The sequence below is a fragment of the Pseudomonas sp. GW822-FHT02E03 genome (genome assembly GCF_058802325.1).
This window is the reverse complement of the sequence record NZ_JBXAOA010000013.1, coordinates 64,005-89,304: the sequence shown is the minus strand read 5'-3', so window position 1 is coordinate 89,304 and position 25,300 is coordinate 64,005. Positions and strand designations below refer to the sequence as shown.

The window sequence follows — 25,300 nt, the reverse complement described above, 5'->3', positions numbered from 1 at the left end:
TTTTTTATGGCCTGCTCTTCACTAATGAGGCTCAGTAATGTGGCGGCGGCGCCTCTTCTTCGAAGGATTCGAACTGACCAACCATTTCCTCCTGCCGCTTGAGCAACGCAGCCATTTGCAGTTGCAGGCGCTCCACTGCGCGTTGCTGCGTCGCCAGCACATCACTCAATGCCTGGATGGTGTCATCCTGAAACGCCAACTGGCTTTCCAGATCGGTAACGCGTTCTTCCAGGCTCATGACTCAACCCTCCAGAAACGTGAAGTCATCGGTCAACACCAGACGCAGCCGTTCGCGAATTGTCGCGATCTGCTCTGGACTGTAGGGTTTGGCCGGCTGCTTGCCCCAGACCGGAGCTGGCCAGGCGGCGTCCTCACGCTTGCGCACAATCACATGCATGTGCAACTGGCTGACGACATTACCCAGGGCCGCGACGTTCAACTTGTCCGCATCGAACGAGTCCTTGAGCATTTCTGCCAGTGCGGTGGTTTCCTGCCACAGCTGCTGTTGATCTACGACATCTAATTGAAATATCTCACTGATATCCTCGCGGCGGGGCACGAGGATGAACCACGGGTAGTTCGAATCATTGGACAACAGCAACCGACAGAGCGGGAAATCGCCGATAGGCAACGTGTCTTGTTGAAGTCGTGGATCTAAAGCGAACACAGCGCACACTCCCCTCTGGTGATCTTTTTTCAGCTTAGCGCCCCATTGCGAAAGACGGCGCACCAAGCGACAGGACGGCAGCATACCTGCGAACGCCACACGCTTCACGACGAACTGCCACCTGCTGCGCCCTACGGGCGCCCCGACATGAGCCATTTTGATCCGGTATGCACCATGACAGAACCAGCCGCCGCACAAAAAATGCCGAAATGACCGATAAACGACGGGCCGTTCGAATCCACGACAAAGCGACACTGTGTGAATTCGGTACAGCAATTGAAATTTTTTGCACCAAAACCGCACAACGCGTCTACGCTCAGTGCGTCAGCATCCGCTAACTACTCACTGGCGGGGTGAACCGGTAACATTTTTGGTTGTCGCCCCCACTGGATCGATGTGGTAAACACGATGCGAAGCATGGCGTCAAGCTCAGGTACAACGAGCTTGAACCCCCCGGTTTTATGAGGTTTTTACAGCAACAGGCAGGCCTTTGGAAAAAAACAGCAACAGAATTCCGATTTGTGCACGCTTGTTGCATTCACACCCGTATCGTCTATAAGCGCTCCGCTGGAAGTGGAAGCCTTAAGGCCAATAAAAACAGCGGCAGGGTTGCCCGATGGAGATTCAAGTGCAGGACAAGGGACTCTTTTTTACCGACGCTCAAGCCATGGAAAACAACGTTGAAGTTGTCAGTCCGATTGCGTCGGGATTGTGAATTTGCGACATCTACCGAGCCATTTGCGACAGGGTCGTAAAGAAGCTGAAAGGTTAGATGCGCAAGTATCGCCAACATGGTCGGCGTGATATAAGTTTGCGCCGACACAAAAAGAAAGAGCCGCCCGGATAATAAAACAGGCGGGACGGCAGTACTCTTCTAAAAACCAAAGGAGCAAATCACGATGCGCGTGATGAAGTGGAGCATGATCGCACTGGCAGTTGCAGCAGCAGCCAGTACTCAAATGGCTACGGCCGCACCGTTTGTAAGTGACCAGGCTGAAGCCAAAGGTTTTGTTGAAGACGCCAAGTTCGACTTGCTGCTTCGCAACTATTACTTCAACCGTGACAGGAAAGACGGCGCAACCGATCAGAAAGACTGGACACAGGGCATCTGGGGCAACTTCAGCTCCGGTTACACCCAAGGTACCGTAGGCGTCGGCGTTGATGCGTTCGGTTACCTGGCTATCAAACTGGACGGTGGCGACGGCACCGGCGGCACCGGCAACATGAGCCGCGATGCCGATGGCGACGTTAACGACAGCCAAGGCAAAGCCGGTGCGGCCGCTAAATTCCGCATCTCCAAAACCGAGCTGAAAGTCGGCGACATGCAGCCAAGCACTGCTCCAGTGTTCGCTATTGGCGGTTCCCGTGTTCTTCCTCAAACTGCCAGCGGTTTCCAACTGCAGAGCAGCGAAGTCAAAGACCTTGACCTCGAAGCCGGTCACTTCTATTCGGCGACCAGCCAGGACAGAAACGCTCGTGACGGCGGTCTGTGGGCAACCTACGCTGGTGTAGAAGCTGACTCCATCGACTACTTCGGTGGCAAGTACGGCATCACCGAAAACTTCAGCGCATCGTTGTACGGCGCCAAGCTGGAAGACATTTGGAACCAGTACTACGCCAACCTGAACTACACCATCCCAATGGGTGGCAGCGAGTCGCTCAACCTGGACGGTAACATCTACAACACCAAAGATACCGGTGATGCCAAAGCGGGCGAAATCAGCAACACCGCGTTCTCCCTGGCAGCCGCTTTCTCGTTCCTGAAAGCGCACACCATCACTGTCGCCTTCCAGAAGGTTAACGGTGACACTCCATTCGACTACATCGGTGTGGGCAAGAACAACCGCGGCGGCGACTCGATCTTCCTCGCCAACTCCATCCAGTACTCTGACTTCAACGCCCCTGGCGAGAAGTCTGCTCAGGTCCGTTACGACCTGAAAATGGCTGAGTACGGCGTTCCAGGTCTGAGCTTCATGACCCGTTACGTAAAAGGCTGGGACATCGACGGCACCAACACTCCTGCAGGCAGCCCTTACGCTGGCCTGTACGGCGAAGACGGCAAGCACAACGAAACCAACTTCGAAGCCAAGTACGTTGTTCAGTCTGGCCCGGCAAAAGATCTTTCCTTCCGCATTCGTCAAGCATGGCACTTCGCTAACGCTGACGAAGGTGAAGGCGATATCAAAGAGTTCCGCCTGATCGTCGACTACCCGATTTCGGTTCTGTAATTGCCGAAAGTCAGTTCGCGGTAATCAAAAAAAGGCCCATCTTCGGATGGGCCTTTTTTATTGGTTACAGCATTGTGTTTAATGGATCGGGCTCTTGCAGAACAAGTCTGACCGAAAGGTCAAACATGTATCGAAGACCAATCATTACACCGTTGCCGATTCCTGCATCACTCGAATAACCCGCTGCGGAAATGGAATATCAATACCGGCAGTCTTCAACCGATCGCGCGATTGCTCGTTAAACATGAACATCACATTCCAGTAGTCAGCGGTCTTCACCCACACCCGCAGGGAAACAGTGATCGAACTGTCACCCAGCATGGAAATTACCGCTTCGGGTGCCGGATCAGCCAATACTCGCGGGTCCTTGGCCAGTTCCAGTAACACTTCACGGGCCTTCTGCAAGTCCGCCTCGTAAGCCACGCCGACGTCAAACACGACCTTGCGCGTCGGCTGACGGTTGGTGTTGGTGATAATGCCGTTCGACAGATTGCCGTTAGGCACGATGATGGTTTTGTTATCACCGGTACGCAGCACAGTGTGGAAGATCTGGATGCTATCAACAGTACCCGCAACACCTTGAGCTTCGATCCAGTCACCGATGCGGAACGGACGGAACAACAGAATCAGCACGCCGCCGGCGAAGTTCGCCAGGCTGCCCTGCAACGCCAGACCGATCGCCAGGCCAGCAGCACCGATCGCTGCGACGAACGAGGTGGTTTCCACGCCGATCATCGACGCTACGCTGACGATCAGCAGAACCTTGAGAATGATGTTCGCCAGGCTGCTGATGAAACCTTGCAGCGCCAGGTCGGCGTTACGCAACGCCAGCAGGCCGCCAAGCTTTTGCGTGACTTTGTTGATCAGCCACCAGCCGACGGCCAGGGTAATCACCGCCAGCAGTACGCGACTGCCGTACTCCATGATCATCGGAATCCAGGCTTGGGATGCCTTGACCAGGTTGTCCACTTCAGCATTCAAATCCATCTTTTTTCTCCTGATTTCCGGCTACCCGGCACGCAAAAAATGAGCGGCAGAAAGACCCGCCGGGTTAAGCACAATCGATGCGGGAGCGGCGGTGCGACGATTCGACTTGCTCGCGAAAGCGGTGTGTCATTCAACAGTGATGTTGACTGATACGCCCTCTTCGCGAGCAAGCCCGCTCCCACAGGTTCCCGCTTGAAAAGTCAGTCGCGGAAGTTATTGAACTGCAGCGGCATGTCGAACGTCTTGGCGCGCAGGGCTGCAATAGCTTCCTGCAAATCGTCACGCTTCTTGCCGGTGATGCGCACTTGCTCGCCCTGAATGGCGGCCTGGACCTTGAGCTTGGCGTCTTTGACGTGAGCGACGATTTTCTTCGCCAGCTCTTTGTCGATGCCTTCCTTGAGGACCGCTTCCTGCTTCATCAACTTGCCCGACGCGTAGGCATCCTTGACTTCAAGGCACTGCACATCGATCTTGCGCTTGACCAGGGCCAGCTTGAGGATCTCGATCATCGCTTCGAGCTGGAAATCGGCTTCCGCGGTCAGGTTGACGGTCAGGTCCTTTTCCTTGAACTCGAAGGTGCCTTTGCCTTTCAGGTCATAGCGACGATCGAGTTCCTTGACGGCGTTCTCGACCGCGTTGGTGACTTCGTGTTTGTCCAGTTCGGATACCACGTCGAACGACGGCATGTAATCTCTCCAATAAAAGGCGCGCTCGATAACGATGGAGCGCGCTTGGCTTGCGGTTAAAATCGGGCTCATTATAACGGGTCTTTTCCAACCGATACTGCGAGCCTCACATGCCAGCGTCAAACCGAGCAAAAAGCTGATGTCCACGCCTTGGCATATTCTGGGCGCCGGCAGCCTGGGCACCCTTTGGGCCACACGTCTGGCGCGGGCTGACGTGCCGGTCAGGCTGATCGTGCGGGACGCGACACGTTTACAGGCCTATCGGACGGCTGGCGGTTTGACGCTGGTCGAACATGGCAAAGCGCAGTTGTATCCGGTGCCGGGCGAAACAGCCGACAGCGACGGGCCCATCAGCCGTCTGCTAGTGGCCTGCAAAGCCTACGACGCCGTAACAGCCGTGGCCCGCCTCGCCCACCGGTTGACACCCGACGCCGAACTGATCCTGCTGCAGAACGGCCTCGGCAGTCAGGACGCGGTTGCCGCGCAGGTGCCTCAGGCGCGCTGCATCTTCGCCTCCAGCACCGAAGGCGCGTTTCGCGATGGCGACTGGCGCGTGGTGTTCGCCGGTCATGGCTACACCTGGCTGGGGGATGCGGGCCATCCGGTAGCGCCGATCTGGCTGGAGGACTTGAGCGCCGCCGGTATTCCCCATGAGTGGAGCACCGATATCCTCACAAGGCTGTGGCGAAAACTGGCGCTCAATTGTGCGATCAACCCGCTGACCGTGCTGCACGAATGCCGCAACGGCGGTTTGCAGCAACATCATTGCGAAGTCGCCACCCTGTGCGCCGAGCTCACCGAGCTGCTTGAGCGCTGCGGCCAACCGGCAGCGGCGCAAAACCTCCGGGAGGAAGTCGAACGAGTGATCCAGGCCACCGCGGCCAATTTCTCATCGATGTACCAGGACGTCGCGAGTCAGCGCCGCACAGAAATCAGCTACCTGTTGGGCTATGCCTGCAAGGTCGCGTCGCGGCATCAGTTGAACCTGCCCCACCTCAGTCAATTGCAGGAGCGCCTGATTGCTCATCTGCGCAGCCTTGGATTGCCCAGCGACTGAGCAGCGGCTACGCTGGCCACTTGTTCCTTTTTAGCGATGAACCTGATGCCATTGCGCCAGCGCCTTGAAAACCTTCCAGTCGGCCAGAAATTGCTGGCCGCCCTGCTGGTGCTGTTGACCACCGTTTTGCTGGTCGCCAACCTGACCTTTATCAGCGCCGCCTATTACATTTCCCAGGAAAGCATGGCTCCTCAGGCCTTGCAGACCATCGGCCGACTGGTGTCCAACCCAAGCCTGATCTCCGACGCCTTGAAGTCGCCACAAACCGCCGAGCGCCTGCTCAACGAACTCAACAGCTATACACCGTTGCGTGCGGCCGCGCTCTATGACGGTAAAGGTGTGCTTCTGGCGCAGCTGCAGCAGGGAGACGAGCTCCATCTACCGGAGCATTTCCGGCATCTGGAAGCCTGGCAAGCCATGGAGTTTCGCAGCAACCAAGTGATCACCCTGCCCCGCCCCGGTACCGCGCCGGGGCACTTGCTGCTGGTAGCCAGCAGCGAATTGCCGATGGCGTTCTATACCGGGACCCTGACCGCCAGTTTGGGGATTCTGATCTTCAGTGTGCTGTTATGGCTGGTGATTGCCCGGCAGATCAAACGCCTGATTACCCGGCCGATCCATCAGCTCGAAGAGTTGTCCCGGCAAGTGACCCGGGAAGAGAACTACGCCCTGCGCGCCTCTCGCGGCAACCACGACGAAATCGGCAGCCTCGCCGAAGCGTTCAACACCATGCTCTCGCGCATCGAGGCCCGGGAGCAGCAACTCAAGCGCGCCCGCGACGATTCCCAGGCCGCTTACGACCAGGCTCAGGGGCTGGCCGAAGAAACCCGTCACACCAACCGCAAGCTGGAACTGGAAGTTCAGGTGCGCAGCAAGATCGAAAAGAAACTCACCGGTTTCCAGAACTACCTCAACAGCATCATCGACTCCATGCCGTCGGCACTGATCGCCCTCGACGAGCAGCTCTACGTAACCCAGTGGAATCAGGAAGCCAGCGCCCTGTCCGGCACACGCCTGGACGAAGCCTTGAACCAGCCGATCTTCCTCGCCTTCGAACCGCTCAAGCCATTCCTGCCGCAACTCAGGCAAACCGTCGAGCAGCACACCGTGGCGAAAATCGAACGCGTGACCTGGCTCAAGGACGAAGAGCCCCGGCACTACGCCCTGACGTTCTACCCTTTGATGGGCGGTGCCGGGCGCGGCGTGGTGATCCGGATCGACGACATCACCCAGCGTCTGTCCCTGGAAGAAATGATGGTGCAGTCGGAAAAAATGCTCTCGGTCGGCGGCCTCGCCGCCGGCATGGCTCACGAGATTAATAATCCGTTGGGCGCGATCCTGCACAACGTACAGAACATTCGTCGGCGTCTGTCACCCGATCTGCCGAAAAACCTCGAACAGGCCGAGCAACTCGGCATTGAGCTGGAAACGGTCAACCAGTATTTGAAAGCTCGCGAAGTGCCGCAGTTACTCGATGGCATTCAACAGGCCGGCGCCCGGGCGGCGAAAATCGTGACGCACATGCTCAGCTTCAGCCGCCGCAGCACCCGGCAGATGGCGCCCTGCGATTTGCCGGCGTTGATCGATCAAGCGGTGGAGATCGCCGGCAACGACTTCGACCTGGCCATCGGCTTCGACTTCAAGGGGCAGGCGATCATTCGGCAGTTCGATCCGGCACTGGGCCCGGTGCCCGGCACTGCCAACGAACTGGAGCAGGTGCTGCTCAACTTGCTGAAAAACGCCGCACAAGCCATTCACCAACGTACCGACGACCGCGAACCGGGGCGGATCATTCTGCGTACAAAACTGAATCCGCCATGGGCGGAAATTCAGGTCGAGGACAACGGCATCGGCATGAGCGAGAACGTGCGCAAACGTACGTTCGAGCCGTTCTTCACCACCAAGGAAATCGGTCAGGGCACCGGCCTTGGGCTCTCGGTCTCGTACTTCATCATCACCAACAACCACAAGGGCCAGATGGAAGTGCAATCGACGCCGGGCCAAGGCACCTGTTTCACCTTGCGCCTGCCGTTGTCAGGCACTCCGGTGGTCTCTCAAGAACTCAATCAGCTGTCGAGGTAACCATGGGCTTTCGCTTGTCGAAGATTTACACCCGCACTGGCGACAAAGGCGAAACCGGGCTCGGCGATGGCCGCCGGGTGCCCAAGGACCATCCGCGCATCGAGGCCATTGGCGAAGTCGATACGCTGAACAGCCAGGTGGGTGTGCTGTTGGCCGGGTTGGCGGCGCAAAGTGATACGTATCCGGGGTTGAACGAAGTGATCGAGGTGTTGGCGCCCTGCCAGCATCGGTTGTTCGACTTGGGTGGCGAACTGGCGATGCCGGTGTATCAGGCACTGAACACGGCAGAAGTCGAGCGCCTGGAGGCGGCAATCGATGTGTGGAATGAAGAGTTGGGGCCGCTGGAGAATTTCATTCTGCCCGGCGGTTCGGCGCTGATCGCCCAGGCTCACGTATGCCGCTGTCTGGCGCGCAGCGCCGAGCGACGGTGTCAGCAGTTGAATGCGATCGAGCCATTGGCCGGGGTTGGCCTGGCGTATATCAATCGGTTGTCGGATTTGTTGTTTGTGGCGGCGAGGTTGATTGCCAAGCGTCAGGGGGTTGCCGAGATTTTGTGGCAAGCGGCTGCGAAGCCAGAGGGTTAGTCGGCGAGTCCGAAGACGCCATCGCGGGCAAGCCCGCTCCCACAGGGATCAGTGTCGTACACAAACCTGTGTCCACCACGGACCACTGTGGGAGTGGGCTTGCCCGCGATGGCGCCAGCAGCAACACCGCAGAATCAAGCCTCAGGCCAAAACGCCCGAATCCCCGCCACACCCTGCGCCCCTGCTTCCCAAGCCTTTTGCCGCTCCGCCGGACCAACCCCGCCGAGCAAAAACACCGGCTTGCTAAAGCCTTCGATCAAGGTAGACGCCTGCTCCCAACCCAATGGCAGCGCATCCGGATGAGTCTGCGTCGGCTGCACCGGCGACAGGGTCACGAAGTCCACGCCCATCTGCTCGGCCAGTGCCAGCTCCTCAGCATTGTGGCAAGACGCTGCCAACCAGCGCGACGCCGGTAGCGGACGCCCGGCCGCCGCATACTTGCGCAACTGCGCCGACGTGATGTGCCAACCGGCGGACGGGAAGTCCCCCAGCCATTCAAACGGCCCCTTGATCATCAACTGCGCCTTGCCGGCACACAGCCCCGCCGCATCCACCGCCAGATCGCGGTATTGCGGGTCGTAGCCGTTGGGCGCGCGCAACTGAATCAGCTTGATGCCGCCAGCGATGGCTTTCTGGATACCGCGCAGCAAGGCCGGGGTTTCCAGACCCTCCGGGGTAATCAGGTAGTCGCCGGGCAAGCGTGCAGCGGCGACGATCGGCTGGTTGGCGGCCGGAAACTCGTAGTCCACCAGTTCCCGCGCGGTCACCCAGGCCAAAGGCTGACCTTCGGCGCCATGGGGTTCGCCGGTAAACGCCGAGACTTCCCAGACATCCAGCAACACCTGCTTGTCCGGGTAGTCGTGGCGGACTTTGATCATCGGTCGCGCGGTATTGACCACGATACCCAGCTCTTCGTGAAGCTCGCGAGCCAGGGCCGTTTCGACGGATTCGTCTTCCTCGACCTTGCCACCGGGGAACTCCCATAAACCGCCCTGATGCTGGGTGTCGGCACGGCGGGCAATGAGGATCTTGCCGCTGCTATCGCGGATAACCGCGGCTGCTACATGGACTCGTTTCACCGCTCTATTTCCTCCAGACCTGCCTTCCGCCAGGCCTTGAAGGCTGGCCATTGGTAGATGGTTTCGACATAGGCCGCATCGGCTTCGGGCAGTTTTACCTGATAGGTGCGCAGGCGTACGGCGATCGGTGCAAAAAACGCATCGGCCAGGGTCGCACCGCCAAACAGGAACGGGCCGGTTTCAGTCGCGGCGGCGCGACATTCAGCCCATAACGCCAGCATGCGCTCGATTTCAGCCTGAACCTCAGGCGGGGTCGGCGACAGTGGCGCATCGTGGCTCAGGTCGAACGGCATATTGCTGCGCATGGCGAAGAAACCGCTGTGCATCTGCGCGCACGCCGAACGCGCCTGGGCACGGGCAGCAGTGTCTTTGGGCCAGAGCCCGGCATCGGGGAATTGTTCGGCCAGGTATTCGGCAATCGCCAGGGAATCGGCGATGGTGCCGTGTTCGGTTTTCAGCAGCGGGACTTTCCCGGTCGGCGAATGCTTGAGCACGCGCTCGCGAGTGTCCGGCTGGTTCAGCTTGATCAGTTCTTCGGTGTAGGACGCGCCGGTCAGGTCAAGGGCCAGGGCGGCGCGCAGGGACCAGGAGGAATGCAGTTTGTCACCGATGATCAGGTGGAGGCTCATGTTCGGGCGCCTTTTGGTAAGTGGAACAGGCCAGAATTTCTAGTGTCTGGCCGTCCGTCATCGCGGGCAAGCCTGCTCCCACATTGACCGAGTCAGCCGCACGATTGACGGCTGACACTGAACCCTGTGGGAGCGGGCTTGCCCGCGATAGCGTCGACTTGGTCTTAAGTACGGTACTCGGCGTTGATCTTCACGTATTCGTGGGACAGGTCAGTGGTCCAGATGGTTTCGCTGCATTCACCGCGACCCAGCTCGATACGGATGGTGATTTCTTCCTGTTGCATCACTGCCGCGCCCTGGGCTTCGGTGTAGGTAGCGGAGCGAGCGCCGCGGCTGGCGATGCACACGTCACCGAGGAATACGTCGATCTTGCTCACGTCCAGGTTCGGTACGCCGGCACGGCCCACGGCAGCCAGAATGCGGCCCCAGTTCGGGTCGGAGGCGAACAACGCGGTCTTGATCAGCGGCGAATGGGCCACGGTGTAACCGACGTCCAGGCACTCCTGGTGATTGCCGCCGCCGTTGACTTCCACGGTGACGAACTTGGTCGCGCCTTCGCCGTCGCGCACGATGGCCTGGGCCACGTCCATGCAGACTTCGAACACCGCTTGTTTGAGCAAAGCGAACAGCGGACCGCTGGCTTCGGTGATTTCCGGCAGTGCTGCCTGACCGGTGGCGATCAGCATGCAGCAGTCATTGGTCGAGGTGTCGCCGTCGATGGTGATGCGGTTGAACGACTTGTTGGCGCCGTCCAGCAGCAGGTTTTGCAGCACCTCGCGGGAAACTTTAGCGTCGGTGGCGATGTAACCGAGCATGGTCGCCATGTTCGGGCGGATCATGCCCGCGCCTTTGCTGATACCGGTGACGGTGATAGTCACGCCGTCATGCTGGAACTGGCGGCTGGCACCCTTGGGCAGGGTGTCGGTGGTCATGATGCCGGTAGCGGCGGCTTCCCAGTTATCGACCGACAGGTCGTCAAGGGCGGCTTGCAGCGCGCCTTCGATTTTTTCGACCGGCAGCGGCTCGCCGATCACACCTGTGGAGTACGGCAGCACCAGGCTTGCATCGACGCCAGTCAGCTCAGCCAGCTTGGCGCAAGTGCGTTCGGCGGCAGCAAGGCCTGGTTCGCCGGTGCCAGCGTTGGCATTGCCGGTGTTGGTCAGCAGGTAACGTACCGGGCCTTGCACGCGTTGCTTGGCCAGGATAACGGGAGCGGCGCAAAAAGCGTTCAGGGTGAACACGCCCGCGACCGTGGAACCTTCGGCACAGCGCATGACCACGACATCCTTGCGCCCCGGGCGCTTGATACCGGCCGAGGCGATACCGAGTTCAAAACCGGCAACCGGGTGCAACGTTGGCAAAGGACCAAGACCAACAGCCATGAATGCGCTCCTTAAAAAGTAGTGTCTGCACCGTCATCCCCGTTCTTTTAACGTGGCGCGGTGGTTTAAATGGCAAAACGCCGCGACGGCATAAGCCGGTCGCGGCGCGGGTATTTCAGCGTATGAAACGGGTTTACTGGATCTGCCCGTGGCAATGCTTGAACTTCTTGCCCGAACCGCAGTAGCACAGCTCGTTACGGCCCAGTTTCTGCTCGTTGCGCACCGGTGCGGTGGCGAGGGCTACGTCGACCTCTTCACCCAACACTTCCGGTTGCTCCAGGCCAGGTGCTTCGTCGTGCTGGAACTGCATGCGCGCAGCCAGTGCTTCGGCTTCCTGACGCAGGCGAGCTTCTTCTTCGATCGGATCTTCGCGGCGGACCTGAACGTGCGACAGCACACGGATCGAGTCGCGCTTGATCGAATCCAACAGCTCGGAGAACAAGGTGAAGGACTCGCGCTTGTATTCCTGCTTCGGGTTCTTCTGCGCATAACCACGCAAGTGGATGCCGTGACGCAGGTGGTCCATGGTCGACAGGTGGTCCTTCCACAGATCGTCCAGTACGCGCAGAACGATTTGCTTCTCGAAGGTACGCAGTGCTTCGGCACCGGCCTGGTCTTCTTTCTCGTTGTACGCGGCGATCAGCTCGTTCATCAGCTTTTCGCGCAGGGTCTCTTCGTAGAGGTGATCGTCTTCGTCGAGCCACTGCTGGATTGGCAATGCCACACCGAAGTCGCTCTGCAACGCCGCTTCCAGACCGGCCACATCCCACTGCTCAGGCAGCGATTGCGGTGGAATGTGCGCGCTGACAGTTGCGTTGAGCACGTCCTGACGGAAATCGGCGATGGTTTCGCCGATGTTGTCGGCGGCCAACAAACTGTTACGCATGTGATAGATCACTTTACGTTGTTCGTTGTTGACGTCGTCGAACTCGAGCAGTTGTTTACGGATGTCGAAGTTGCGGCCTTCAACCTTGCGCTGAGCCTTCTCGATGGCGTTGGTCACCATGCGGTGCTCGATCGCCTCACCGGACTGCATGCCCAGCGCCTTCATGAAGTTCTTCACCCGGTCAGAGGCGAAGATGCGCATCAGGCTGTCTTCCAGCGACAGGTAGAAACGGCTGGAACCGGCGTCGCCCTGACGACCGGCACGACCGCGCAACTGGTTGTCGATACGGCGCGATTCGTGACGCTCGGAAGCGATCACCTGCAAACCGCCCGACTCCAGCACTTGCTGGTGACGTTTCTGCCAGTCGGCCTTGATCTGGGCAATCTGCTCAGGGGTCGGGTCTTCAAGCGAAGCGACTTCCACTTCCCAGTTACCGCCCAACAGGATGTCGGTACCACGACCGGCCATGTTGGTGGCGATGGTCAGCGCGCCCGGACGACCGGCCTGAGCGATGATTTCGGCTTCCTTTTCGTGGAACTTGGCGTTCAGAACCTTGTGTTCGATGCCTTCCTTCACGAGCAGGCTGGACATGTGCTCGGACGTTTCGATGGTGGCGGTACCCACCAGCACCGGACGGCCCTGAGCCATGCACTCCTTGATGTCGCCGATGATCGCCGCGTATTTCTCTTCGGCGGTCAGGAACACCAGGTCGTTGTAGTCCTTACGCGCCAAAGGTTTGTTCGGTGGGATGACCATGACCTGCAGGCCATAGATCTGATGAAACTCGAACGCTTCGGTGTCCGCGGTACCGGTCATGCCGGACAGTTTGTTGTACAGACGGAAGTAGTTCTGGAACGTGGTCGACGCCAGGGTCTGGCTCTCGGCCTGGATGTTCAGGTGTTCCTTGGCTTCGATGGCCTGGTGCAGGCCTTCGGACAAACGGCGACCCGGCATGGTACGGCCGGTGTGTTCGTCGACCAGTACGACCTGGCCGTCCTGCACGATGTATTCGACGTTGCGATTGAACAGTTTGTGCGCGCGCAGACCAGCATAAACGTGGGTCAGCAGACCGAGGTTATGCGCCGAATACAGGCTCTCGCCTTCAGCCAGCAGGCCGACGCGGGTGAGCATGTCTTCGATGAACTGGTGACCGGCTTCGTTGAGTTCGACCTGACGGGTCTTCTCGTCCACGGTGTAGTGGCCAGCCTTGGTGACTTCGCCTTCGACTTCTTCGACGTGCAATTCCAGCTGCGGGATCAGTTTGTTGATCTCGATGTACAGCTTGGAGCTGTCCTCGGCCTGACCGGAAATGATCAGCGGGGTACGAGCTTCGTCAATGAGGATGGAGTCGACTTCGTCGATCACGGCAAAATTGAGTTCGCGCTGGAATTTTTCTTCCATGCTGAACGCCATGTTGTCGCGCAGGTAGTCGAAACCGAATTCGTTGTTGGTGCCGTAGGTGATGTCGGCGGCGTAAGCAGCGCGCTTTTCTTCCGGCGGCTGGAATGGGGTGACCACGCCGACCGTCATGCCGAGAAATTCGTAGAGCGGACGCATCCAGTTGGCGTCACGGCGGGCCAGGTAGTCGTTCACCGTCACAACGTGCACACCCCTACCGGACAGCGCGTTGAGGTAAACGCCCAGTGTCGCCACCAGGGTCTTGCCTTCACCGGTACGCATTTCCGCGATCATGCCTTCGTGCAAGGTCATGCCGCCGATCAGCTGGACATCGAAGTGACGCATACCCATGACACGCTTACCGGCTTCGCGGGCGACCGCAAAGGCTTCTGGCAGCAGTTTGTCGAGGGTTTCCCCTTTGGCGAGGCGGGCCTTGAACTCGTCTGTCTTGGCACGCAATTGATCGTCCGAAAGGGCCACCATTTGCTCTTCGAAGGCATTGACGAGCTGCACCGTCTTGAGCATGCGCTTGACTTCACGCTCGTTCTTGCTTCCAAAAAGTTTCTTTAACAAAGGCGCAAACATATCGGCAGGATCTTCCACACTAAAGGGATGGAGGGCGGCCCCGTGAGTCGCCCGTGCAGCCCTCATGGCCGCATGCGAACGAGTATTCTACCCGGAAACGATGGTGAGGAAAGTGGCGTTATTCCACGATGCATGCACTGCGCTATGACGGGGCTCACTTAAAATAAGGGCATTTTGCTGAACTTCAACCCATCAAGGGCACAAGTTACTTGTTGATTTAATGGGTAAAGCGCTCGCAAAGCAATGGGTCGGGGGCAGCGGGTGCTTTCTGTTACCATGGCCGCTCTGTTACTTCAGGTGTCTGATCATGGCATTTCGCCCTCTCACGGCCAGAGCACCCGCCGTTCTGCTTCGCGAAGCCAAACCGCTGAAAGCCATTTTTGGCCACGCTCAACGCCTGGGTCATTTACAACGCCTGGTGGAAAGTCAGTTGCAGCCGGCGGCCCGCGAGCACTGCCATGTAGCGTCGTGGCGCGAAGGCAGTTTGCTGCTGATTGTCACCGACGGCCACTGGGCCACCCGCCTGCGTTATCAACAAAAGCGTCTGCAACGGCAGTTACAGCTGTTCGACGAGTTCGCCAGCCTGACGCGAATTCTGTTCAAGGTTCAACCGCCTACCGTTCAGCAAGGGGCTGCGGGGCATACGATAAATTTGTCGACCGATGCGGCGGCGACCATTCAGGCGACGGCCGATGGCATCAGCGATCCGAACCTGCGGGCGGCCCTCGAACGCCTGGCGGCTCACGCCAAACCCAAAACCTGACATAAAACCAAAGTGGGAGCGGGCCTGTGGCGAGGGAGCTTGCTCCCGCCGGGCTGCGAAGCGGCCCCAAAATGGGACTGCTTCGCAGTCCAACGGGAGCAAGCTCCCTCGCCACAAGCCAGCCCCCACATTTTGATTGCCCACTGGCTATCGGCGTTTGCTGCCACCGAGCAATGAGCCCATCAACCCGCGTACCAATTGTCGGCCCAATTGATTCGCCGCCTGTCGCATCGCTGATTTCAATGCCTGGCCTGCCGCTGTGCCGAGGAATTCCCCAGCCTGTTCGGTGAAACTCGGCTCTTCAGGTGCAGGTTTGCCCGGCACGGCTTCGGGATCCGGCGCCAGCCCTTTACGCCCCATCAGCACTTCATAAGCCGATTCGCGATCGACCGGTTTGTCGTAACGCCCCTTGAACGGCGAACCGGCGATCAGCACGGTGCGCTCGGTCTCGGTCAGCGGCCCGATCCGCGATTGTGGCGGTGCAACCAATACACGCTGGACCATCCCGGGTGTGCCCTTGTCCTGTAAGGTGCCGACCAGTGCCTCGCCGATCCCCAACTCGGTCAACACCGACAAGGCTTCAAATGCCGGGTTCGGCCGGAAACCGTCGGCCACCGCGCGCAGGGATTTCTGCTCTTTGGCGGTGAATGCGCGCAAACCGTGCTGAATGCGCAGGCCCAGTTGAGCCAGTACATCATCCGGCAAATCACCTGGCGATTGGGTGACGAAATACACCCCCACGCCTTTCGAGCGAATCAGTCGCACCACTTGTTCCAGACGCTCCTGCAACGCCTTGGGCGTACCGGCGAACAACAAGTGCGCTTCGTCGAAAAACAGCGCCAGCAGCGGTTTCTCGGCATCGCCGCGCTCCGGCAGTTGCTCGAACAGTTCGGCCAGCAGCCACAGCAGGAACGTCGCATAGACCTTCGGTGCTTCATGCACCAGACGGCTGGCATCGAGCAAGTGAATGCGCCCGCGACCATCCACGGCCGGTTGCAACATGTCTTCCAGCTGCAGCGCCGGTTCACCGAACAATGCTTCGGCGCCTTGCTGTTCCAGCGTCGCCAGACGGCGCAACAGCGCCTGGCTGGAACCGGTGGTCATCAACGCGGCGTCATCCCCCAACAACTCGGGGTTGTCGCGCAGATGATTGAGCAGCGCCTTCAAGTCCTTCAAATCCAGCAGCAACAACCCTTCGCGGTCGGCCACCTTGAACGCTGCATAGAGTGCCGACTGCTGGCTGTCGGTCAGCTCCAGCAGGCTGCCGAGCAACAACGGGCCCATTTCGCTCAAGGTTGTGCGCAGTGGATGGCCGGACTGACCGTTAATGTCCCACAGGGTCACCGGATACGCCTGAGGCTTATGGTTCAGCCAAGGCATGCCGGCGATCCGCTCGGCGACTTTGCCTTGAGGGTTGCCGGCAGCGCCCAGGCCGCACAGGTCGCCTTTGATGTCCGCCGCGAACACCGCCACGCCGGCGTCGCTGAAGGCTTCGGCCAGACGCTGCAAAGTGACGGTTTTACCAGTCCCGGTAGCCCCCGCTATTAGCCCGTGACGGTTGGCCAGGCGCATGGCCTGGGCGATGGACTGGCCCGCGAGGTCGGCGCCGATAACGAGTTGCGATGAATCAGGCATTTTGTCACCCATGGTTAATCTTTGATCCTTCATGGCCGATAACAAGCGAGAGACCAGACTGAAAATAGCGTCGGTAATTCCCTAAGGAGAGGTGGAAATATCAGCTTACTTTCAACACTGCCCATTTTGCGCGCCTTCATAAAAGCACGCCCTGGACATTAAGACTTTAGCGGACCCCCAAGCCATGAATAAAAATCTGCGCTTCAGCCATAAAATACTGCTTGCCGCCGCCCTCATCGTTATTGCTGCCTTCGCCTCGTTCACACTGTACAACGACTATCTGCAGCGTAATGCGATACGCAACGACCTGGACAACTACCTGCAAGAAATGGGCAGCGTAACGGCCAACAATATCCAGACCTGGCTGGCCGGACGCAGCCTGCTGATTGAGAACCTGTCACAAAACGTCGCACTGAACGCCGACACCGACAACGTCTCCAAACTACTCGAACAGAAGGCGGTAACCTCGACTTTCATGGGTGCCTATCTGGGCAACAAGGATGGCACCTTCATCATCCGTCCTGACAGCAAGATGCCTGATGGCTATGACCCTCGCGTCCGGCCTTGGTACAAGAGCGCCCAAAGCACCGGCGGCTCGGCACTGACCGAACCGTACATCGATCTCGCGTCCGGCCAACTGGTCATTTCCATCGTCAACAGTGTGCTCAAGGACGGTCAAAGCATCGGCGTGGTCGGTGGCGACTTGAGCTTGCAGGTGATCGCCGACAGCCTCAACGCGCTGGACTTCGACGGCATGGGTTACGCCTTTCTGATCAGCGCCGATGGCAAGATCCTGGTTCACCCGGACAAATCCCTGGCGATGAAGTCCCTGAGCGAGGCGTATCCGAAAAACACCCCGCGCATCGGCAGCGAACTCAGTGAAATCGACGTCGACGGCAAGACCCGCATCGTCACGTTCACCCCAATCAAAGGCTTGTCCTCGGTCAATTGGTACATCGGCCTGTCGGTGGATAAAGACAAAGCCTTCTCGATGCTCAGCGAATTCCGTACCTCGGCAGTCATCGCGACCATAATTGCCGTGGCGATCATCATCGCCTTGCTCGGCATGCTGATCCGCCTGCTGATCCAGCCGCTGCACGTCATGACCCGCGCCATGGAAGACATCGCCGACGGTGAAGGCGACCTGACCAAGCGCCTGACCATTCAAAATCAGGACGAATTCGGCATCCTCGGCACGGCGTTCAACCGTTTCGTGGAACGGGTTCATACCTCGATCCGCGAAGTGTCCTCGGCCACCGGCCAAGTCAACGAAGTAGCCCTGCGTGTGGTGGCCGCCTCGAACTCGTCGATGTTCAATTCCGACCAGCAAGCCTCGCGTACCAGCAGCGTTGCTGCGGCAATCAACCAGCTCGGCGCCGCTGCCCAGGAAATCGCCCGCAACGCCGCGCAAGCGTCAAGTCAGGCCAGCGACGCGCGCAGCTTGGCCGAAGATGGCCAGCAAGTGGTGGATCGCAGCATTGCCGCGATGAATCAGCTGTCGACCATGCTCAGCGCCTCGAGCACCAACATCGAATCGCTGAACAGCAAAACCGTGAACATCGGGCAGATTCTCGAAGTCATCACCAGCATCTCCCAGCAAACCAACCTGCTGGCGCTGAACGCCGCCATTGAAGCGGCACGGGCCGGTGAAGCCGGGCGTGGTTTTGCCGTGGTGGCCGACGAGGTGCGTAACCTGGCGCACCGCACGCAAGAGTCGGCGCAACAGGTGCAAACCATGATCGAGGAGCTGCAAGTGGGCGCCCGGGAATCGGTTAGCACCATGAGCGACAGCCAGCGCCACAGCCAGGACAGTGTGGAAATCGCCAATCTGGCCGGCGAACGCTTGAACAGCGTGACGTTGCGCATCGGCGAAATCGACGGCATGAACCAGTCCGTGGCCACGGCGACCGAGGAACAGACGGCGGTGGTTGAATCGATCAACGTGGATATCACCGAGATCAATACGCTGAACCAGGAAGGCGTGGAAAACCTGCAATCGACGTTGCGGGCATGCTCGGACCTTGAGCAACAGGCTTCGCGATTGAAGCAGTTGGTGGGTAGTTTCCGGATTTAGTGCCTGAACTGGCCCCTTCGCGGGCAAGCCCGCTCCCACAATGATCTCTGTCGTACACAAAATATGTGTCCACCGAAGATCATTGTGGGAGCGGGCTTGCCCGCGATGAGGTCCACCCAGACACCACAAATCCCGCTATCGCCCCCCACCCGCAAAACCCCGACCGAACATCTATCCTTCATATAGGTCAACCCAAGGGAGAACAAACGGACCGGAGGGATGTTCATCGTGCATATCGCTGACATAACCATGTTCTACGCCCCTGCCAGCGGTGGCGTGCGCACCTATCTGGATGCCAAACACCGTCGACTGGGCAGCAAGTCAGGCATTCGCCACAGTTTGCTGATTCCTGGGGCTCATTTGAGTGAACAGGATGGCATTTACACGGTTCCGGCCCCTGCCCTGCCCTTTGGCAAGGGTTATCGCTTCCCCCTCCGCCTCGCGCCGTGGCGCAATGTCCTGCAGGATTTGCAGCCTGACCTGATTGAAGCCGGCGACCCTTACCTGACTGCCTGGGCCGCTTTGGACGCCAAGCGGCAGCTCGATGTGCCGGTGATCGGTTTTTATCACTCGGATCTGCCGCTGCTGGTCAGCAATCGCATGGGCAATTGGGTTACACCCAATGTCGAAGCTTATGTCAGCAAGCTTTATAGCAACTTCGACCGGGTTCTGGCACCGAGTCAAATCATGGCCGATAAACTGATCGGGTTGGGCGTCAAAAACGTTTTCGTACAACCGCTGGGCGTCGACCTGCAAACGTTCAACCCCAATGCACGGGATCCAGGTTTGCGGGCCGAATTGGGCATCGATGAAAATACGCATCTGCTGATCTTCGCCGGCCGTGGGTCCAAGGAAAAAAACCTGCCGGTGCTGCTCAAATGCATGAAACGCCTGGGTCGTCGTTACCATCTGTTACTGGTGGGTTCATCAATGCCGACCCTGGTGCCGCGCAATGTCACCGTCCTCAATGAGTTCTACCCGGCGGCGCAAGTCGCGCGCTTGATGGCCAGTGCCGATGCGCTGGTGCATGCCGGCGATCAGGAAACCTTTGGCCTGGTGGTCCTCGAAGCCATGGCCAGTGGCATTCCGGTGGTGGCCGTGGCAGCCGGGGCTTTTCGGGAAATTGTCACCGATCAATGCGGCCTGCTTTGCGCGCCGAACAATCCAGCAGCGATGGCCAACGCGGTGCGCGAACTGTTCAGTCAGGGCAGTGCCGCGCTGGGCAAGAAAGCCCGTAGCCATGTCGAGCAGCATTACGCCTGGGATATCGTGGTCGACAGCCTGCTGGGGCACTATCACGCGGTACTCGGCACTCAATGGCCACTGATCGCCAATGGTTGAGCCCATGAACGCGCCCAGCCTGATACTGGTATTGCACGACGTTGCGCCGCAAACCTGGCCCGATTACCAAGCCTTTGTCGAAGCCGTCGACGCATTGGGTAAGGTGCCGATCACCTGGCTGGTGGTGCCCGATTTGCACAAACATAACGACCTGGCCGCATATCCGGCGTTTCGACGTTTGCTGACCCGCCGCGTCGCTCGCGGCGACGAACTGGCACTGCACGGTTACTTTCATTGCGATGAAGGGCCAATCCCCATCACTCCCCGAGACTGGTTCATGCGCCGAATCTACACCCATGAAGGCGAGTTCTACGATTTGCCTCTGGAAGCCGCCCTCTCCCGCCTGCGCGCCGGAATCGAGGTGTTTCACCGTTATAACTGGCCACTCGAAGGTTTCGTCGCCCCCGCCTGGCTGATGAGCGAAGGCACCCGCCAGGCCTTGCGCCAGGTACCGCTGCGCTACACCAGCGACTCGCAGCATCTGTATCGTTTGCCGGATTTCACCGCGATCGATGCCCCCGGTCTGGTCTGGAGCGCACGCAGCGCCTGGCGCCGCGGTCTGTCGAAAATCGTCAGCGATCAGCGCGAGCAACGTTGGCGCCAGGCGCCGGTGATTCGTCTCGGCCTGCACCCCGTGGACATGCGCCATGAGTTTTCGCGTCACTACTGGCTGCACACCCTCAAACGCTTGCTCGACGAGGGACGTGTGCCGATGACCAAGGCCAACTGGCTGGCACAGCAACGCGACGTCGTCGGTCGCGCCGCATGAGCCGCGGGATTCTGCTGGTCGTCGCCCTGCTCGCTGCGGTGCTCATCCCGTCGTTACTGGGCGGCGGCGAGACATGGTCGCGGCTGCAAAGCTTTCCGCTGAAATGGTTGCTGGTCATGTTCGGCATGATCCTGCTGTGCTGGATGCTCAACACCCTGCGCTTGCGCCTGTTGCTGGGAGATCAGCGCGGCAAAATCAGTCACGTCAAAAGCCTTGGGGTGGTGATGTCCGCCGAATTCGCTTACTGCGCCACCCCCGGTGGCAGTGGCGGACCGCTGACCATCATGGCCCTGCTGGCACGCCACGGCGTACGACCGGCCAGGGGCAGCGCCGTATTCGCCATGGATCAGTTGAGCGATCTGCTGTTTTTTCTCTGCGCGCTGAGCGCGATTCTGATTTATGCACTGTTCCAGCACCTCAGTCAGCGCATGGAATGGCTGCTGACCGTCAGCGCCATCTCGATGTTCGGCGGACTGTTCAGCTGCGTATTGGCGGCTCGCTACCACCGCTCGCTGATTCGTCTGAGCGGTCGGTTGCTCACTCGTCTCAATGTCCAAGGCACCACCCGGATGCGCTGGGCGCGAAAACTCCTGCACTTTCTGGCGGCATTCACTGACACACTGAAGTTGCCCTTTCAGACATTGATCACTGTGTTTGCACTGACCTGCCTGCATTGGCTCTTGCGCTATAGCGTGTTGTATCTGGCATTGCGCGGGCTGGGTGTGGACTTGCAGTGGGCCTGGTGTTTTCTGATCCAGATGCTGTCGCTGAGTGCCGGGCAGTTCAGCCTGTTGCCGGGCGGGGCCGGAGCGGCGGAATTGACATCGGCGGCGCTGCTGGCGCCTATGGTCGGGAAATCCACCGCGGCGGCGGCGATTCTGATCTGGCGGACAGTGACTTATTACTTCTACCTGGTGGTCGGTGGTCCGGTGTTTTTGCTGATGCTCGGGCGGCCATTGCTCAGGAAGCTGATGAAGTTCAAACGGGCTTAAAAGATCGCAGCCTTCCTTCGGCAGCCACAGGGTGATCTTTTTCAGGAGTCCCCGGATTCATCCTCAGAATCGCCCTGCAACTGCTCCCACAACTCGGCTGCGCCGGGAAACTCCGTGCCGTCATCGGCGCTCAGGTCATCCGGGTCATAGCGACTCAAACAGCCCTCACCCAATGTGGCGGGTGCTTTGGAAGTGGCTTTGTCCAATGGATCGGCCATGGTCATGTTCTCAGTGCAAAAAACGGCGAAGGGCCTGCAGCGATTGAACGCTCAGGCCCTTCGAATTTCAACCGTATGGCTATCAGAACACCACGGTTTTATTGCCATGCACCAGCACCCGGTCTTCCAGGTGATAACGCAGACCACGGGCCAGCACCATTTTCTCGACATCACGGCCGAAGCGCACCATGTCTTCAATACTGTCGCTGTGACTCACGCGCACCACGTCTTGCTCGATGATAGGACCGGCGTCCAGCTCTTCGGTGACATAGTGGCAAGTAGCGCCGATCAACTTCACACCGCGCATCGAAGCCTGGTGATAGGGCTTGGCACCGACGAACGACGGCAAGAAGCTGTGGTGAATGTTGATGACTTTATGGGCATATTCGCTGCACAACTCAGGCGGCAGAATCTGCATGTAACGGGCAAGTACCACCACTTCGGCCTCGTGCTGTTTAACCAGACGCGAGACTTCGGCGAAGGCCGGCTCCTTGTTCTGTGGATTGACCGGAACATGGTAGTAAGGAATACCGTGCCACTCGACCATGCTGCGCAAATCATCATGGTTGGAAATCACGCAGGTGATTTCACAGTCCAGTTCGTCGCTGTGCCAGCGGTGCAGCAAGTCCGCCAGGCAGTGAGATTCACGGCTGGCCATCAACACCACGCGTTTCTTCTGCTCGGTGTCGGTGATGCGCCAATCCATCGAGAACTCTTCGGCGATCGGTGCAAACGCTTCACGAAAGGCTTCGATACCGAAAGGCAGCGAATCGGCACGAATTTCGTGACGCATGAAGAACCAGCCACTGAGATTATCCGAGTGATGGCTCGCTTCAGTGATCCAGCCGTTATGTGACGCCAGAAAGTTACTGACTTTAGCAACGATGCCGACGCGGTCCGGGCAAGCAATCACCAGCCGAAAAGTGCGCATGAGGGGGAAACTCCAGAACTTCGCAAAGGCCGCTATTCTAGCGATTGCGCAGCAAAACTGCAGTATTGATGACGTATGGCTTTGCCCACAGGTCCGGTACAGGTTCTGCAAGCACCAGGCCGCCCCACGCGATGGTGTTCTTGCGGGCAATCTTCAAGAGGTCAACTGTGAATATTTGTGACGCTATTTAACTATCCCTCCAATGTGCGTCCTATTCCGCAACTAATTTAAATAAAACTCCGGTTAAATGTTTACTTGATGAAACACCCTGACTATTATTGTCGCACTGTCACCCTGCCATCCAGCGCCCAACATAAGGTAGTCCTCATGTCCTTGATCAACGAATATCGCGCCACCGAAGAAGCTATCAAAGAGCTGCAAGCCCGTTTGAAGAATCTGTCCCAAGACGACAAACTGCAAACCGAGCTGGAATTCGAAGGCAAACTGCGCACCCTGATGGGCGAATACTCCAAATCCCTGCGCGACATCATCGCGCTGTTGGATCCAGAGTCCAAAACCAAGGCTCCACGTGGCGGCGCAGTAAAAACTACTGGCACCAAGCGTGCTCGCAAAGTTAAACAATACAAAAACCCGCACAACGGCGAAGTCATCGAAACCAAAGGTGGCAACCACAAGACTCTGAAAGAGTGGAAAGCCAAGTGGGGCGGTGATGTGGTTGAAGGTTGGGCTACCCTGCTGGGCTAAGCCGCAAGCGTGTCGCAGACTGATTCGCGACCAAAAGAACGCCAGCAAATGCTGGCGTTTTTTTATGCCTGAAATTCAAGCGCGGATTATTTTCGTTTTCAAAGACTCAAACGTTTGCGTAATGACTGGACATGATTCTGCCATTGATCCAGAACCTCTCGCTGAAACGATGTAGCACTAGTCGTCAATTGAGCAGCCGCCTCCAGAAAACTATTCAGCGTATTTGGCGCGCCCCACTCAGGCGCACATAAACGTTTCTGACAGAATATTCGCCAGCGTTCTTGCTCTTCCAGGCTCAACGTATCGGGAAAGTTGCGTGCGCGATAACGAAACAATAATTCAGGCAAACGTTCATCATCGAAAGGCCACTGTTCTTGTGCTAATTGCGCAGGGTCGGCAGCTCTGACTTGCTCACATAGACGCCGGTCCCGATCACCGATAAAACCGTCGTATAACTGTTGCTCGGGGTCTTGGCTCGGAGAAAAATCGTCGCTGGCGTAAATGCCTGCAACTTTATCTCGCCAAACGTGTTGTGCGTCACTTAGCCGCAGCGCCCGCTCCTGATAAAGCGCCATATCCAGCCCCAGACGTTGCTGATCTACAGGACGGAGTACCGATAACGGCGCCACTACCGGGCACTTGTTTATGTGTATGAGCTTGAGCGGCACCGGCAGTTCGCCTTCGGCCAAGTCATCGCGGCGGGTATAAAGCCGCTGACGCAAGGCTTCGGCATCCAGATCAAGCAGCCCCTGAGGGTCCAGGTGCAAGTCACAGACAATCAGCGCGTTGCGATTACGTGGATGCCAGGCCAACGGCAGTACCACACCCACATAGTTGCGGGCCGCCGAGAAGCGCCCGGAAATATGCACCATCGGCTGCAACAGCCGAATTTGATCCATGACCTTTTGTTTACTGCGCAGTTGAAACAGCCAGTCATATAACTTCGGCTGTTTTTCCCGAATCAGGCGCGCCAAAGCGATAGTTGCACGCACATCCGACAGCGCCTCGTGCGCATGCCCATGATCGATACCATTGGCGGCGGTCAGACGTTCGAGTTTGAGCGTGACTCGCCCCTCCTCGTCCCTGGGCCAGACGAGGCCATCGGGACGCAAGGCATAAGCTGCGCGCACCACATCGATCAAGTCCCAGCGGCTGTTGCCGCCCTGCCACTCCCGTGCATAGGGGTCGAAAAAGTTTCGATACAGGCTGTAACGGGTCATCTCGTCGTCAAAACGCAGCGTGTTGTATCCGGCCCCACAGGTACCGGGCGCCGCGAGCTGGGTATGAACCCGTGTCATGAAATCGGCTTCGCTCAAACCTTGTTCGGCCAGACGCGCGGGCGTAATACCGGTGATCGCACACGCCGCCGGATGAGGCAGGATGTCGTCACTGGGCTGGCAATAAAGGTTGACCGGTTCGTCTATTTCATTGAGATCGAAGTCGGTGCGAATCCCCGCCACTTGCAGCGGACGGTCGCAACGGGGGTTGATGCCAGTGGTTTCATAGTCGTACCAGAAGATCGAGGTCACGGGCTGTTCCTGAACTGAAGACCGGCGAAGTCTAGGCGCACATATGCCGCCCCGACCAGAAACTTGTCATTCAATCACCTCTGACCACGCACC

22 protein-coding genes and 1 pseudogene are annotated in these 25,300 nt (G+C 58.5%); 11 read left to right on the top strand and 12 right to left on the bottom strand.

The features are described from left to right. Nucleotides 1–31: 31 nt before the first annotated feature. Both AC1RQB_RS12535 and AC1RQB_RS12530 read right to left on the bottom strand, forming a co-directional pair. On the bottom strand, nucleotides 32–238 hold the full coding sequence (locus AC1RQB_RS12535) for a SlyX family protein (RefSeq protein ID WP_007897047.1): 207 nt from the start codon (nucleotides 236–238) through the stop codon (nucleotides 32–34). Between the two features lie 3 nt (nucleotides 239–241). Beyond that, the gene (locus AC1RQB_RS12530; RefSeq protein ID WP_063341319.1) at nucleotides 242–667 is read right to left on the bottom strand and encodes an HIT domain-containing protein; all 426 of its coding nucleotides are present in this window, start codon (nucleotides 665–667) and stop codon (nucleotides 242–244) included. Between the two features lie 899 nt (nucleotides 668–1,566). Here AC1RQB_RS12530 and AC1RQB_RS12525 point away from each other — a divergent pair. Next, entirely contained in the window at nucleotides 1,567–2,895 is a 1,329-nt protein-coding gene (locus AC1RQB_RS12525; protein WP_063341320.1) for an OprD family porin, read from the top strand. Nucleotides 2,896–3,039: 144 nt separating this feature from the next. Here the strand turns inward: AC1RQB_RS12525 and AC1RQB_RS12520 are convergent, their stop codons facing one another. Then, on the bottom strand, nucleotides 3,040–3,882 hold the full coding sequence (locus AC1RQB_RS12520) for a mechanosensitive ion channel family protein (protein ID WP_063341321.1): 843 nt from the start codon (nucleotides 3,880–3,882) through the stop codon (nucleotides 3,040–3,042). Nucleotides 3,883–4,082: 200 nt separating this feature from the next. Then, nucleotides 4,083–4,568 (bottom strand): YajQ family cyclic di-GMP-binding protein, encoded by a 486-nt coding sequence (locus tag AC1RQB_RS12515; protein ID WP_007906601.1) that lies wholly within the window; start codon nucleotides 4,566–4,568, stop codon nucleotides 4,083–4,085. Nucleotides 4,569–4,707: 139 nt separating this feature from the next. Here AC1RQB_RS12515 and AC1RQB_RS12510 point away from each other — a divergent pair, with 139 nt between their 5' ends. The 3 genes from AC1RQB_RS12510 to AC1RQB_RS12500 are packed head-to-tail and all read left to right on the top strand — an operon-like array spanning nucleotide 4,708 to nucleotide 8,291. Then, nucleotides 4,708–5,625 (top strand): putative 2-dehydropantoate 2-reductase, encoded by a 918-nt coding sequence (locus AC1RQB_RS12510; RefSeq protein WP_063343881.1) that lies wholly within the window; start codon nucleotides 4,708–4,710, stop codon nucleotides 5,623–5,625. A gap of 45 nt (nucleotides 5,626–5,670) precedes the next feature. Beyond that, complete coding sequence (locus AC1RQB_RS12505; protein WP_063343882.1) at nucleotides 5,671–7,707, top strand: sensor histidine kinase; 2,037 nt, start codon at nucleotides 5,671–5,673, stop codon at nucleotides 7,705–7,707. A gap of 2 nt (nucleotides 7,708–7,709) precedes the next feature. Further along, nucleotides 7,710–8,291: a cob(I)yrinic acid a,c-diamide adenosyltransferase gene (locus AC1RQB_RS12500; RefSeq protein ID WP_063341322.1), complete on the top strand. Its 582-nt coding sequence runs from the start codon at nucleotides 7,710–7,712 to the stop codon at nucleotides 8,289–8,291. A gap of 134 nt (nucleotides 8,292–8,425) precedes the next feature. On the opposite strand, the gene AC1RQB_RS12495 is transcribed toward AC1RQB_RS12500, so the two are convergent. The 4 genes from AC1RQB_RS12495 to secA all read right to left on the bottom strand — a co-directional run bounded on the left by AC1RQB_RS12495 (nucleotide 8,426) and on the right by secA (nucleotide 14,250). After that, on the bottom strand, nucleotides 8,426–9,370 hold the full coding sequence (locus tag AC1RQB_RS12495) for a Nudix family hydrolase (RefSeq protein WP_063341323.1): 945 nt from the start codon (nucleotides 9,368–9,370) through the stop codon (nucleotides 8,426–8,428). Next, entirely contained in the window at nucleotides 9,367–9,999 is a 633-nt protein-coding gene (locus AC1RQB_RS12490) for a glutathione S-transferase family protein (protein ID WP_063341324.1), read from the bottom strand. The genes AC1RQB_RS12495 and AC1RQB_RS12490 overlap by 4 nt, the downstream gene beginning before the upstream one ends. A gap of 164 nt (nucleotides 10,000–10,163) precedes the next feature. Beyond that, entirely contained in the window at nucleotides 10,164–11,381 is a 1,218-nt protein-coding gene (gene argJ, locus AC1RQB_RS12485; RefSeq protein ID WP_063341325.1) for a bifunctional glutamate N-acetyltransferase/amino-acid acetyltransferase ArgJ, read from the bottom strand. 133 nt (nucleotides 11,382–11,514) lie between these two features. Beyond that, complete coding sequence (secA, locus tag AC1RQB_RS12480) at nucleotides 11,515–14,250, bottom strand: preprotein translocase subunit SecA (RefSeq protein ID WP_032830487.1); 2,736 nt, start codon at nucleotides 14,248–14,250, stop codon at nucleotides 11,515–11,517. Between the two features lie 307 nt (nucleotides 14,251–14,557). On the opposite strand from secA, the gene AC1RQB_RS12475 reads away from it, so the two are divergent. Continuing rightward, nucleotides 14,558–15,013, top strand: a complete 456-nt coding sequence (locus AC1RQB_RS12475) for a DUF721 domain-containing protein (protein ID WP_050683206.1) — start codon at nucleotides 14,558–14,560, stop codon at nucleotides 15,011–15,013. A 147-nt stretch (nucleotides 15,014–15,160) separates the two neighbouring features. On the opposite strand, the gene AC1RQB_RS12470 is transcribed toward AC1RQB_RS12475, so the two are convergent. Beyond that, on the bottom strand, nucleotides 15,161–16,648 hold the full coding sequence (locus AC1RQB_RS12470) for a helicase HerA-like domain-containing protein (protein ID WP_032830489.1): 1,488 nt from the start codon (nucleotides 16,646–16,648) through the stop codon (nucleotides 15,161–15,163). 184 nt (nucleotides 16,649–16,832) lie between these two features. Here AC1RQB_RS12470 and AC1RQB_RS12465 point away from each other — a divergent pair. The 5 genes and pseudogenes from AC1RQB_RS12465 to gpgF form a co-directional block, all read left to right on the top strand. Further along, nucleotides 16,833–17,864 (top strand): annotated as a pseudogene (locus tag AC1RQB_RS12465) (HAMP domain-containing protein); the annotation flags it as partial. A 93-nt stretch (nucleotides 17,865–17,957) separates the two neighbouring features. Continuing rightward, nucleotides 17,958–18,722 (top strand): methyl-accepting chemotaxis protein, encoded by a 765-nt coding sequence (locus AC1RQB_RS12460; protein ID WP_427623017.1) that lies wholly within the window; start codon nucleotides 17,958–17,960, stop codon nucleotides 18,720–18,722. A 219-nt stretch (nucleotides 18,723–18,941) separates the two neighbouring features. Next, nucleotides 18,942–20,063, top strand: coding sequence for an N-acetylglucosaminyl phosphatidylglycerol synthase (gene gpgS / locus AC1RQB_RS12455; RefSeq protein WP_063341327.1), 1,122 nt, complete (start codon nucleotides 18,942–18,944; stop codon nucleotides 20,061–20,063). Next, nucleotides 20,056–20,832, top strand: coding sequence for an N-acetylglucosaminyl phosphatidylglycerol deacetylase (gene gpgD / locus AC1RQB_RS12450; RefSeq protein ID WP_207267242.1), 777 nt, complete (start codon nucleotides 20,056–20,058; stop codon nucleotides 20,830–20,832). The genes gpgS and gpgD overlap by 8 nt, the downstream gene beginning before the upstream one ends. Beyond that, nucleotides 20,829–21,824 carry a glucosaminyl phosphatidylglycerol flippase gene (gene gpgF, locus AC1RQB_RS12445; protein WP_008072447.1) on the top strand — a complete coding sequence of 332 codons (996 nt, stop codon included), beginning with the start codon at nucleotides 20,829–20,831 and terminating at the stop codon, nucleotides 21,822–21,824. Before gpgD ends, gpgF begins: the two co-directional genes overlap by 4 nt. Before the next feature lie 41 nt (nucleotides 21,825–21,865). On the opposite strand, the gene AC1RQB_RS12440 is transcribed toward gpgF, so the two are convergent. Beyond that, nucleotides 21,866–22,042 carry a hypothetical protein gene (locus tag AC1RQB_RS12440; RefSeq protein ID WP_198537191.1) on the bottom strand — a complete coding sequence of 59 codons (177 nt, stop codon included), beginning with the start codon at nucleotides 22,040–22,042 and terminating at the stop codon, nucleotides 21,866–21,868. An 82-nt stretch (nucleotides 22,043–22,124) separates the two neighbouring features. Continuing rightward, nucleotides 22,125–22,973 (bottom strand): formyltetrahydrofolate deformylase, encoded by an 849-nt coding sequence (purU, locus tag AC1RQB_RS12435; RefSeq protein WP_008072448.1) that lies wholly within the window; start codon nucleotides 22,971–22,973, stop codon nucleotides 22,125–22,127. 327 nt (nucleotides 22,974–23,300) lie between these two features. Here purU and mvaT point away from each other — a divergent pair, with 327 nt between their 5' ends. Further along, on the top strand, nucleotides 23,301–23,678 hold the full coding sequence (mvaT, locus tag AC1RQB_RS12430) for a histone-like nucleoid-structuring protein MvaT (protein WP_007933316.1): 378 nt from the start codon (nucleotides 23,301–23,303) through the stop codon (nucleotides 23,676–23,678). A 98-nt stretch (nucleotides 23,679–23,776) separates the two neighbouring features. Here the strand turns inward: mvaT and sbcB are convergent, their stop codons facing one another. Beyond that, nucleotides 23,777–25,207, bottom strand: a complete 1,431-nt coding sequence (sbcB, locus tag AC1RQB_RS12425) for an exodeoxyribonuclease I (RefSeq protein ID WP_063341329.1) — start codon at nucleotides 25,205–25,207, stop codon at nucleotides 23,777–23,779. Between the last annotated feature and the right edge of the window lie 93 nt (nucleotides 25,208–25,300).